Below are 12,240 nucleotides of genomic sequence, written 5' to 3'. Positions count from 1 at the left end.
GGATGAGGTTTGCGGCGGCGATACGATGCCTTGGAGTGCTTGGGCTTTGCCTCTGGGCGGGTCTTTGCGCGCAAATGGGAGCGGCGCAGGACAAGTCCGCCTCTTCGATCGTGGCGCTGCCAGAGGCCGGCGGGACAGTCACCAAGGAAGAGGGCGCGCTGCAGCTGTCGGCGGCAACAGGCGCGGCGCGCTTCGCGCTGCCGCTGCCGTCGCTGCCCAGCCGCGGTGGCTTCGTGCCCAGCCTGACGTTTGAATACAATCAGTTCAACGGGGACACGGGCGGCGGATTTGGCGCCGGCTGGCGGCTCAGTGTACCGTCGGTGGCGCTGAATACGGACCTCGGCACGCCCATTCCGGGCTTCCGCCCGAATGGAGACTTCTACTCGGGCCTCAGCTACGACGGGGTGCGTCTGACCTATATGGGCCGAGAGGCCGACAGCGGCGCGCTGCTCTACCGGCCTGTACTGTCAGAAGATCACATAGAGGTCCGCTACCACCCAGAGCCGCGCCGCCTGTTTCTGGCGAACCTGCCGCGGCTGGCGTCAGAGACCCAGGCGCTGCGCGCGGTGCCCGACTGCGGCGTGGCCGCCATGCCGGAGCCCCCGCCACTCCCGGCGGAGGACCAGCCAGAGCGGCTGTTGCCGGTCACGCTATGTGCGGGCTTCGAGGTCCGGCTGCCCAACGGCACGCGGCAGTTCTTTTCCGGTGGCGCGGCCTTTGCCGAGGGCGCGCCAGGCCTGGTGACCCGCTGGCCTCTGCGGCTAGAGGTGAACCCAAACGGCGAGACCCTGCGCTACGCCTATGCGCGCCGCGACGGCTACAGCTACGTCGACGAGGTCGTGTTTGCGGGCGGGCGCAGCGTCTACCAGTTCCAGCGGGGCGAGGCGGGGCCGGGCAGGGTGTCCCACAGCGCAGGCGTGGCGCAGAAGGGCTCGGCGCTGACGGTGGGGCTTCAGGCGCGCTTTGACGGCGGGCTGGTGCAGCAATGGTGCTTTGTCTACCTGGGGCGTGCGCAGGCGGACCCGGACGACTTCGCCATCCGCACCGCGCCGCACTGCCAGCGCCAGGCAGAGGCCGACCTGACAGAGCGCTTGGCCCAGGCGCGGGGCGCCTCCTCGCTGAACGTGCTGGATCAACTGCATGCGCTCTACCGCTTCGGGGCGCTCGACCCCGGCACAGTCCTTGGCGCAGACACCGCGCAGCTGCCGGATCTGCGCTTCGACTACTCGACCTGGACGCAGGGCGGCTTAGAAGCGCGCCAGCTGGCCTACGCGATCGAGGGGATCGAGGTGGCGCAGGGCTTCGGTTTCGAGACGCTGGAGCTTGCTGACATCAACGCCGACTCGCTGATCGACGTGGTTCAGTCCAGCGCCACCTCCGACGCGAAAGTCTACCTGGGCCGCGGCACGCTGGACCAAGACGCCTTCCGCGCCGAGGCGCAGCCGCTCGCGCTACGGCGCGGTGACACCCTCGTTAACCCGGTCTTCAGCGACCCGGCGTTCCATTTCGCGGACATCTTCGGGGACGGCTTCGCGGATGTGGTGGAGCTGACGAACGACGGGCAGATGCATGTCTACGACGGGCAGGCCGACGGCAGCCACCGCTACATCGGGCGCGCGGTGGGGGTGCAGGCCTTCGGCGTCGGCGCTTTCACCCAGGGCCGGGCGCGGCTGGTGGATGTGAACCGCGACGGGCGCACAGATATCTTGACCGCGCGCGCAGGCGGCGAGGCGGGTGCCGAATGGCTGCTCTACCTCAACACCTCCCAGGCGCCGCGCTGGGGGGCGGACGGGCAGCTGACCCAGCCCGGTTCCGTCGACTTCATCCAGATGACCGCGCCGATGGGCTTTGCCGCCGAGCCCGACCTCTTAGCCGCAGGCCAACGCACCCGGCTAACGGACGTCAACGGCGACCGGCTGCCGGATCTCGTGCGCTTCCAGCCGGGCGGTTTCTGCGTCTTTGAGAACCAGGGCCAGGTCTTTTCGCCCGCGCCAGACCGCTTCTGGTTCGGTGCCGCCACCGCGCCCTTGGGTCGGCCCAATGCGGCGAATGCGGATTGCGACGGGATGGGCGTCTTCGCCCAAATCAACGGGATGCCAGACCCCACCCAGACGGGGGTAGAGACCTTCTGGAACGCCGACATCAACGGCGACGGCGTGCTGGACTTCGCCACCATTGGGGCGACGGTGACAGAGCTTCTGATCTGGGTGGGCTACGGCGATGGCAGTTACAGCCAGGCGCCCTTGCGGCTTGAGCTGTCAGAGCGGGTGCAAGACGTGCGCCGCTCCCGGGTGGCAGATCTGGACGCCGATGGCCAGCCCGAGATCCTGATCTTCCAGAACCCCGCCGCTGGCGAAGTGAAGCCTATCGTGGTGATTGACTTCAACCGCTTCGGGCCGCGGCAGGTGTCCAAGGCCAACCTGATGACGCGGCTTGCCTTTTCGTCAGGGCGTACGCAGGATCTGCGCTACGTGACCTCTACCGACGAAGCGCTGGCCGCGCGGGCCCATACCAGCGGTACCGCGCTGCGCGGATTGCACTTCCCGGTGACGTTGGTCAAGCAGATGGTACTGTCCGGCAAGGACGGCCGCAGCGCGACCGCCGACATCGAGGTCAGCACGTTTTCCTACCGCAACCCGGCCTATGACAGCGTCGACCGCCAGTTCGTGGGCTTCGAGACGGTGGAGAGCCGGGTGTTTGCCGATGACGCGCTGGGCGGCGCGATCGCGCCCACACAGGCCTCGCGGCTGACGGTCACGCATTTCACCAGCTTCGACGGGACCGCGCCAGCCGCGAGTGCGCGGCGCCTGGCGGGCCGGCCCAAGCTGCAGCTGAACTATGTGCTGAATCTGGCAGGTGCCACGCTGAACCCGGACGTGGTGGGCATGGCCACCCAAGACGGGCCGGGCTTTGCGCTGCCGGCGCTGCTCGCGCCTGACGGCCAGCCAGCGGTGGCCCAGCCCGGAGCCCTTTTGTCCTGCGTGCATTCGGTGTGGCAGGCCGTCCCCGCCGCAGCAGAGGCGCAGGGCGGCGAGCGGCCCAAGTTTCTGCGCCTGCTTGAGCGAGGGGAGATCGCGGCGGTGGACCCGGCGGCGCCTGTGACGCTCCCGCCAGACGCGCCCGGTTTAACCTGCCCCGCGCCCACAGAACTTGTTCGCTTCGCTCATGACGGCTTCAACCGCGAGGTTTCGGCCAGCCGCCTGATCGCGGGCCACGCGGTGCAGCCCCCGGGCGCGGGGGCGGCGCTGGCCACCCGTGCGGGCGCGCTTCGCGACAAGACCGACTACGACCCGGGCCTAGAGGCCATCGGCGTGTTGGACGCGGTACGCAGCACACGCCGGCTCGCCCTGATCAAGACGGACGCCCAGCTGCCCGAGGGCGCGCCCTGGGTGGAGGGCTACGCCGAGGACGCGCTTTTGTCGCTTGAGCGCCGCAGCTACAACCCCACCGCCGCCGCTGCTCGGCCCGTGCGCCACGACGTGCGCGTGCTAAGCGCGCTGGTTGAGGCGCCAGCCGAGTTGGGCCGAGGCTTCGGTGCCGGTTATGTCCTGCGCCGCAACTACGTCTATGACGCCTTCGGCAACGTGGTGGGCCAAGGCGACGGGCGCGACCTGCAGGAGGCCGTGGTCTACGACGTGCTGGGCGTGCTCCCGCTCAGCTACACGCGCTTTGCTGAGGATCAGGCGGGCCCGCGCGGGCGCGATCAGGTCACCCACCTGGCCTATGCCTCGGACGGGCCCGTGCGATCGCTGCCGGTCTGCCAGAGGACGCCGCTGGGGCGGGTGCTAGGCTTCAGCTACGACAGCCTCAGCCGCCGCACATCTGAATACGAGACCGCTGGCGCGCTGGCCTCAGACGGTCGCCTCGCCTGCGACCTGGACCAGCGCGTGGGATCTGACTCGCGCTATGCCTACCGCATCGGTGTGTCGGGCCGCCCGTCGCTGGTGCTGTCCCGGGTGAGGAGACACGCGGACGGGGCGGCGCCGGCAGGCGAGGCCACCTGGCTCGAGCGGCTGAGCGCCTTCAACGCCTTCGGCGACCCGGTGGCAGAGCTGGAAAACGCGGCATCCGCCTTTGGCAGCGACGGCACGCCGCGGGTGCGCGTGCTGAGCCTTCTGGAGTACAACCCCAACCGGCGGGTGATCTATCGCTACACCCCCTTCATGCTTGACGATGCGGGCGGCTTCAATGCGGCGCAGCTGTTCGAGGCGGGGACGATCCCGCTCGGCGCCGGGCCGAATGCCGCGCGCATCAGTTACGCCTACGACGCCGCGGGTCGGCTCGCGCGCCAGATCGAGCCATCGGGGCTGCGACGCGACACCACCTACGGCCCCTGGGGCATAGCCTGGACAGAGCGCTACGAAGATACCACCGGTCCCAAGACCGTGTATCGCACTCGCATAGAGAACGCGTTCGGCGTTCAGGCGACCTCGATCGGTGATGGGAAGAGCTTTCCCGATGTCACCCTTTTCGCGCGCGACCTGCGCGGCCACCTGCAAAGCCTCACGCTGCCAGGCGAGGCCGGCGCGCCACGCCGCTTTGCGGTCAACAGCGCGGGCCAGATCGAGCGCCAGGCGGTGCCCGGCCTAGGCGAGATGTTTGTGGCCTACGACACGCGCGGCCGTGCGGTGAAGCGCGCGCATATAGACCAAGCGGGGAACGCCGTTCGGATGGTGGAGACCGATTACGACTTCCTCGACCGCGTGGTCGCGCTGCGCGGCACCACGCGCGACATGGGCTGCGAGGCAGAGGATTGCGCACCGATGCGGCGCTACGCGGCGCTCAGCTATGACGTGCCAGAGACCAGTGGCGCCCCCGAGCCTGGCGCGGTTCCGCAGCCTTTGGGCCTGCCGACGCAGGTGCTCAGCTTCGATCACCACCACCGGCCCGACGCATCAGAGCCGGACCTCAGCACCGTGCAGCGCTGGCAATACGACACCCGCGGCAAGATCCTGCGCACGGACGTGTCCATCGGCATGCAACGCTATACGGAGCGGTTCGCCTACGCGCTTGACGGTGGCCTGTCGCGCCACCGCGGCGCAGGCGGGCTGGACGGATTGTTCTCATTCGGCCCGGACGGCCGGCTCAGCACGGTCAGCGTCGCCCATGCCGCCGTGGGCGACGGCGCCCCTCAGGCTGTGATACAGGCGCTGGGCTACAGCCCCGCTGCGCAGGTATCCGACATCGTCTACCGCAACGGCCACGCCACGCAGCTGGGCTTCGATCCCGCCACGTTGTTTCTGGAAGAGATCGTCACCACCGTGGCCGCCAGCGCCTCGCGACCCGAGGGGCGGCTGCAGGACCTACGGCTGACCTTCAATGGCGCGGGGTTCGTGACCCGGATTGAGGACCGACGTGCGCGCCCCGCGGGCAGCGGGCTGATCGACCGCAGCGGGGTCTTTTCGTATGACGTCAAAGGGCAGCTAACCGCGGCAGAGCGCTACGGCGAGGCGCTCCGCTACGATTACACACCCGCCGGCGCCTTCATGCAGAACAGTGCTTTTGACCCGGGCTCGCTGGATCTTAGCTCGACACGCGTGGCCGGCTCGGCCTTGCTGCCGGGAAGCACCGCGGGCCTTCGTTACGTCTTCGACGGTTTCGGCGGGCTGTCCTCCAGCCCCTGCGTGCGGCGCACGAGTTATGACCCCTTCGGCCGGCTCGCGCTGGTCGAGACGGCTGCGGCGCTGATCCGCTACGGTTACAACCAAGAGGGCCACCGCACCTACGTCTGGACCGAGCCCAGGGCGGAGCCCGATCCGCCGCACCCGAGCTGCTCCGACGAGACTCCCGAAGCCCGCGTTACCTTCACGCCGACCGAGACCTACCGCCAAACGCGCGCCTTGAGCGACGGCGTGCTCGCCGAAGAGGGCGCCGCGATCAGCTACGTAGACGTGGGCGCGCTGCGCGTGGCGAAGCTAGAGCACACCACAGGCAAGTGGTTCTATTTCCTCAAGGACCACATCACCTCCACCGATTACCTGATGGACCCGGACGGGCACCCGGTGGAGCAGATGATCTACCGCCCATACGGCACCGAGCCCCTGGTGGACGGCGCCCCCGCGCGGGAGGCCCTTGCGCTGGCTCCCGGCGCCGAGCCGCCGACGGCGCCCGCGCACCACCGTTTCGCAGGCGAGCTCTATGACGGCGGCGCCGGGCTATACCTCTTCGGACAGCGCTACTACGATCCCAGGTTGGGGCGCTTCATCACGCCCGACCGCGCTTTCCTGACTGACCCTGAGCTCTGCGTCGAGGACGCGCTGGGCTGCAACCTCTACGGCTATGCCAACAACAATCCAATGGCCTTCATCGACCCGAAGGGACAGATCGCCGAGACTGTTTGGGACGTGGTCAACGTGGCCATGGGCGTCTACGAGTTGCAAAAGAACCTTCAGGTCGGCAACTATGGCTCGGCTGCCATCGACGCCATCGGCATCGCATCCGACATCTTCGCCGCCGCCGCCCCCTTCGTCCCAGGCGGCGTGGGCGCTACGATCAAGTCGGTGCGGTACGGCGATAAGGCTATCGGACTTGCTACCGTTTCACGTGCAGTGGATCCGAAAGGCATAGGGAAGTTGGCCGAGGACGCCGCGACCAAACACTTCAAGAAAGAATACAAGCATATCGGCTCCCAGCTGCACGCTATCCTTGAGACTGGGAGAACTGTAAGAATCGACGACGCGATTATCCGTAATGGCAAGAATTATGTGGCCGAGGTCAAAGCGGGCGCCGGACGGCTTTCCAAAGGCCAATCTGAGCTGTTCTTGGAAAACATAAGGATCATGCGTTTTTCGGGCCCCAAAACACTGCAGAAGTTTAAGGACGCAGGTGTGGATCCAGAAGAATTTGTCAAGAATTACAATCGTCTTCTACGTTGGGATTAACCCTTGGGACTAACAGCACCGACGCGGGCGTCAAAGGTCAAAGAAAGTGCCCGCTACGGTGCGCGTCGATCGCTGCAAACGGCGGGGCGTCATTCGGTTATTCCAAAACAAAGAAAAAGCCTGCAATGCAATCCAATGCAGGATCTTTGGACCCGGTTTCTGTACCCGTTTCGATGCTGACCACTCTGAACTCACGGCATTGTCTATTGGGCGCGTCGTCTGCGACGATGAGCTCATAGGTCACGTATTCCCGATGGGGCTTGGCACGATCCGTGTCTTGGATGGTCAGTTCGCACACAATCGTCCGCATCCCGGGGACCAAGTCGTCCACGAACGCGTCCTCGCAACTGCGCCGCTCTCGACCAGGCACGATCACGTCCAGCGCGCCGCCCGCGTCCACGTGGTCGGCAAGCGCGTCCAGGCAGTTTTCGGTGAGCGCCTGGATGTCCACGAAATTGGTCGGCAGCCCCGCAGTGTCCGCCGCAGCACGCAAGAGCGTCTTGTTGCAGGTGAACCCACCAAGGCCAGCGGCCATTTCGCTCTGGAAGGTGTCATGCGCCAGCGCGGTGCGTTCCAGCGCTTCGAGCTTGTCGGCGAGGCTTGCGGGCGTGGCGTGGGGCAAGGCGCGTAGGAATGGCTGGCCCACCTCGGCGAGCGCCTGCGTTCGGGACACGATACTGCCGTCCGTTTGCAAGGTCTCGCGCGCGGGGTAGACCCATTCGATCGGGTCGTCGCTGCAGTCTTGCCAGGCTGTCCAGTCGGCCTCGCCCTGGGTGGCGCGGTTGACGCAGATGCGGTCGCTATCCAGGTCGGTGACGAAGCGGTAAAAGCTCCAGCGCGCCGGCGTGCCGCCCTGATAGATGGCGATGGCGCAGTCGATCTTGTCGCCGCCTAATTCGATCCGCAAACGCCCGCAGCGCTCGACCCGCGGCGCGCTGCCGCCGAACGGGTGCTCGACTGCGATGCGCGACAGCGTGTACGAAAACCAAAAGATGTCTCTCGTTGCGAACTCTTCCGCCCAAGCCGTCCACGGCGCGGCCCAATGCGTTTCCAGCTGTGCCAGACGCGACAGCAGGCCGCCGGCTTCCTGCGCACTAAGCGCCGGTGCCATCGCGCTGGCCGCCAATGCACCGATCAGGCCGGTCCGCACTCGTTTCATCCCACGTGTTCCCTCCGCTGCCGGCAGGAGTGCTTACCAATAGGGGCTCGGGCGGCGCCCCGTGATCGGCCCAAGCTTGCGCCCAAAGGGATTGAATACAATGGGAGCGTTTTGAACATGTTCAAAAGATCTTTGATACTGGCGCTGTTTGCAAGCCTTCTTGCGGGCGCGCCCTTGGGCGCTATGGGGCAAGACGGGGTGGGCGTGATCGAGCAGCAGCCGCTGCTGGACGAGTGCATCCAACGGCTCGAGGCGCTCAAGCGCCGGCTTGCAGAAGAAACAGTGGCCGCGCGCCCGAAATGTGACGCGCGCTTTTCCGTCCAGGTCGGTTCGCTCTGCGCCTTAGGAGTTCAGTCCCGGCATTTGGTGGATCGGGTTCAAGATGAATCTGTCCGGCTCTGAAGTCCAGATCTTGCAGATGTACTCGTAGGGTGTGAGCCCGTTGATGATGTGACCGGGCGTTGTTGCGCAAATCTAGGGGATTCATCTCGTGAATCCAGCATGCTAGCCGGCCAGCATGAGCAGACCTCCGAAGCCGACCTACAAGACCACCAGCTGGCGCAGCTACAATCAGGCGCTGATGCGGCGCGGATCGCTGGCCGTCCCCTGCCCGGCAGGGCATTTCGGCACGAAATGTCCCAAGAGGGTGGTTCGATCCCTCGATGCACTGGGAAGCGGCGCCGTCCGGGCGGCGCGGCCGCCAGCAAACCTATAGCAACGCCGCAATCCAGGCCTGTCTCACCCTCAAGGTCCTCCTCGGGCTACCGCTCCGCCAGACGACGGGGTTCGTGGCGAGCCCGCTGGAACTGTCCGGGCTGGGGTGGTCCGTGCCTGACTTCAGCACGCTGTCACGTCGCCAAAAGACCTTGGACGTCACCATCCCGTATCGCGGCTCCAAGGGGGCGCCTCACCTGCTAGTGGACAGCACCGGCATCAAGGTGGAGGGCGAAGGCGAGTGGCACACGCGCAAGCATGGCGGCCCGCGACGCAGGATTTGGTGCAAGATCCACCTCGGGATCGACGAGGAAACATTGGAGATCCGGGCGGTCGAAGTCACCTCCAGCAATGTCGGCCCCTCTCGGCAGCATGCTGCGCATGCGCCTGCCGGGCAGTGGATGCGCCGATGCTGCCAGATCTGCTCGCCCAGATTCCGGCGGAGGAGGAGATCGCCACGGTGACGGCCGACGGCGCCTATGACACGCGCGCCTGCCACGATGCCATCGCCGCCCGTGACGCGGCAGCGGTCATTCCGCCGACGCGGACCGCGAGGCCATGGAAACCGGACACCGCCGGAGCCCGGGCGCGCAACGAAATCCTGCGGGCGTCAAAGCACCTGGGCAGGGCGCTCTGGGGGAACTGGAGCGGGTACCACCGCCGCAGCCGGGACGAAACGAAACCTCTCGGGATATTTCCTTCGGAAATACCCTGCCGGTCAGTGAATGAACTGCGTGAAGCAGCTCGGCTAGCGGCTGACGTCACGGGACTTCGACCGCCAGGTGGCAGAGGTCCAGACCCGCGCGGCGGTCATGAACCGCTTCACGGCTCTCGGCATCCCGATCACCGTGGCCGCAGGATAGGTGTGTCTGGGGAAAGGGGGACTGCGGTCACCAGCTGATTTGTCCAACAACGCCAGAGCTATGGCTGAAAATGGGTGATGGAGCCTGAGAAGGCGGCATATCGTGGGGGGTGTCCAAGCCTGCCAGAACTTCCAAAAGGAACGATATTCCTATGTCTGACGATACCACGATCACCCCGCTGCGCCAGCCCGGAACCATCCTCGACCCGCTAACCGAGATCGCCCGTGAAGGCGCGCGCCAGATGCTGGCCGCTGCGCTGTAGGCGGAAGCGGCGAGTTTCGTCGCGCAATTTGCCGACGACCTTCTGCCTGATGGTCGGCAGCGCATCGTCTGACATGGCACGGGCCCCGAGCGCGAGATCCAGACCGGGATCGGACCTGTCCCGGTGCCGCGCCAGAAGGTCCGCGACAGGGCGAAGGGCGTGCCCGACGAAAAGAAGATCCGCTTCACCTCGAGCATTCTGCCGCGATGGGCGCGCATTCTCGATGCACTGCTGCCGGTGCCCTACCTGCGCGGCGTGTCCACCGGAGACTTCCAGGAGGCGCTCTGCGCGCTCCTCGGAGCGGATGCGCCCAACCTGTCGCCAAGCGCCATCACGCGGCTCACGGCGGGCTGGCAGGCGGAGTACGACCGCTGGCAGCGCCGCGATCTCTCTGCCCGACGTTACGTTTATATCTGCGCGGATGGCGTCTACCTGCAGGCCCGTATGGAGCCCGTGGCCGAGTGCATGCTGGTTGTGCGTGGGGCAACACCGGAGGGTAAGAAGGAGCCGTTGGGTTTTCAGGTCAGGGTTCGGGAAAGCGCACAGAGCTGGCGCGAACTGCTGGTCGATCTCAAGGCCCGCGGTCTGGCGGTCGAGCCGGAACTGGCTGTCGGCGACGGCGCCCTCGGCTTCTGGAAAGCGATGGACGAGGTCCTCCCCGGCACGCGCCATCAACGTTGCTGATTTCACAAGATATCGAACGTGCTCAACCACTTCCCGAAATCCAGCTAGCCAGCTGCCGCCGCGGACCTGCGCAACATATCGCATGCCGCAACCCGGGCTGAGGCCCTCGCGGCCATCGAGACCTTCAAGGAAAAATACGCCGTGAAATACGCTAAGGGCGTTGCCTGCCTGACAAAGGACATCGTTGCTTTGCTGGCATTCGACTTCCCGGCTGAGCACTGGGACCACCTGCGGACCTCGAATCCGATCGAGAGCGTGTTCGCTACCGTCAGGTACCGCACCGTCCGGATCAAGGGCGCGCTATCGCAGAAATCCGCGAAGCTGATGATCTTCAGCCTGGTCAGAGCCGCGTCGCAGAAATGGCGCAAGCTGAACGGGCGGAACCAGTTGCCGCGCGTGATCGAAGGTGTCAAATTCACTGACGGTGTCGCCTTGGCTGACGCCGAGGAAAGCCGCGCCGCCTGATCAAGCCACGTCACCCAAATTCAGCCATAACTCACAACGCCATCCGGCGAGCGCGGCGCATCTTTGACGACGGATCTGATCTTGCGAAGCGAGTGGCGCGCCGAAATCCGCTCCGCGAGATTGACGTAGCTGAATAGTGATCCCGTAACCTCGCCCGATCCGCACATCGCTACCACCGTCCCTGCCGTGGTGGCGATGAATCATGTTCCGCGATGTGCGTTGAAGCCGGAGTTTTTCGGCAGCCCGTTAGCGGAACCCTATTCAATCTTTACCTGCAACCGAAGACACATAACTTCGCAATGGTTTACGCTGGAGGTGCCGCCTGCGATGTACTCCCATCTGCCATTCCTGCGGCGCACCATACAGCTCCCAGAACCTGTATCGTCATCTACACGTGACAATGCGCAATAAATCGCATCATCGGAGGAAGGAATTTCTGTCCACTTTACTACTCCGTCAAAGTTCTTCTGAAATGTCTGCGCCCACATTGAAGCATTCTGCGGCACGTCGTCGAGACGGTTCGAAACTGACGAAATGTCAGATTCCATCTGTTCCAACCTAGTTCGGAGCTCTGAAATCTCAGCGTGTAGTGCGTCTAAATCTCGAAGAACAGAAGTGTCACTCAGCTCCTGCGCACTGCTAGCGGAGAAGGAGCTGACTATCACAGTGACTAATACAGAAAATCTCCCAAGATAAAGCATTTATTTTCTCCCGTGAAACCTAATCCGAACACTATTGAATATAATAGCGAAGTTTGCCTACTTCTCAACTGCCGTTGGAGATGCCCCCCCGGCTCGGTTGTGAAAATCCGGTGACGGGATCCACTATGTGAATCCAGCATGGTATCTGGGCGTCACAAGCGGCGTTGTTGCGCAAATCTAGGTGTTTGATCCCACGGTTTGATGGTGTGATCCTTTCGAAGGAATGGAAGGATGCCCTATGGGACAGGTTCGTCACGGAAGCGCCACGACCACGCACGCCGTCAGAGCAGCAATACAGCGATCGCAAGCTTCGCTCGCGACGCTGAGCCGGGAGTTGGGGATCAACCCAAAGACGGTTGCGAAGTGGCGTAAACGGCAGACGGTCGATGATCTAAAGACCGGCCCAAAGGAGCCACGTTCGACGGTCCTCAAGGAGGCTGAGGAGGCGGCCATCGTCGCGTTTCGGCGCCACACGCTGCTGCCGCTTGATGACTGCCTCTATGCCCTTCAG

Annotated in this window: 2 protein-coding genes and 5 pseudogenes; 4 read left to right on the top strand and 3 right to left on the bottom strand. The window is 65.0% G+C overall.

Going from position 1 to position 12,240, the window contains the following annotated elements; genetic code table 11:
• Positions 1-2 precede the first annotated feature (2 nt).
• Positions 3-6,881, top strand: a complete 6,879-nt coding sequence (locus BLQ77_RS25955; protein WP_089964022.1) for an FG-GAP-like repeat-containing protein — start codon at positions 3-5, stop codon at positions 6,879-6,881.
• A gap of 97 nt (positions 6,882-6,978) precedes the next feature.
• Here the strand turns inward: BLQ77_RS25955 and BLQ77_RS25950 are convergent, their stop codons facing one another.
• The gene (locus BLQ77_RS25950; protein WP_089964021.1) at positions 6,979-8,040 is read right to left on the bottom strand and encodes a hypothetical protein; all 1,062 of its coding nucleotides are present in this window, start codon (positions 8,038-8,040) and stop codon (positions 6,979-6,981) included.
• A gap of 342 nt (positions 8,041-8,382) precedes the next feature.
• Positions 8,383-8,487 (bottom strand): annotated as a pseudogene (locus BLQ77_RS28310) (IS481 family transposase); the annotation flags it as partial.
• Positions 8,488-8,557: 70 nt separating this feature from the next.
• Here BLQ77_RS28310 and BLQ77_RS25940 point away from each other — a divergent pair.
• Positions 8,558-9,617, top strand: a pseudogene (locus BLQ77_RS25940) (IS5 family transposase).
• 151 nt (positions 9,618-9,768) lie between these two features.
• Positions 9,769-11,028 (top strand): annotated as a pseudogene (locus tag BLQ77_RS25935) (IS256 family transposase).
• Between the two features lie 41 nt (positions 11,029-11,069).
• On the opposite strand, the pseudogene BLQ77_RS29925 reads toward BLQ77_RS25935, so the two are convergent.
• Positions 11,070-11,195: pseudogene (locus tag BLQ77_RS29925) on the bottom strand (IS5/IS1182 family transposase); the annotation flags it as partial.
• 772 nt (positions 11,196-11,967) lie between these two features.
• Between BLQ77_RS29925 and BLQ77_RS25930 the strand changes: the two are divergent.
• Positions 11,968-12,240, top strand: a pseudogene (locus tag BLQ77_RS25930) (IS481 family transposase); the annotation flags it as partial.

The sequence above is a fragment of the Salipiger thiooxidans genome, assembly GCF_900102075.1.
GTDB lineage: Bacteria > Pseudomonadota > Alphaproteobacteria > Rhodobacterales > Rhodobacteraceae > Salipiger > Salipiger thiooxidans.
Note: the sequence above shows the minus strand (reverse complement) of the source record. Positions and strands in the feature narration are given on the sequence as shown.

Bases quoted from the DNA above. Each gene is read 5' to 3' on its own strand.
- BLQ77_RS25950 (WP_089964021.1), bottom strand. From the start codon at position 8,040: ATGAAACGAGTGCGGACCGGCCTGATCGGTGCATTGGCGGCCAGCGCG.
- BLQ77_RS25955 (WP_089964022.1), top strand. From the start codon at position 3: ATGAGGTTTGCGGCGGCGATACGATGCCTTGGAGTGCTTGGGCTTTGC.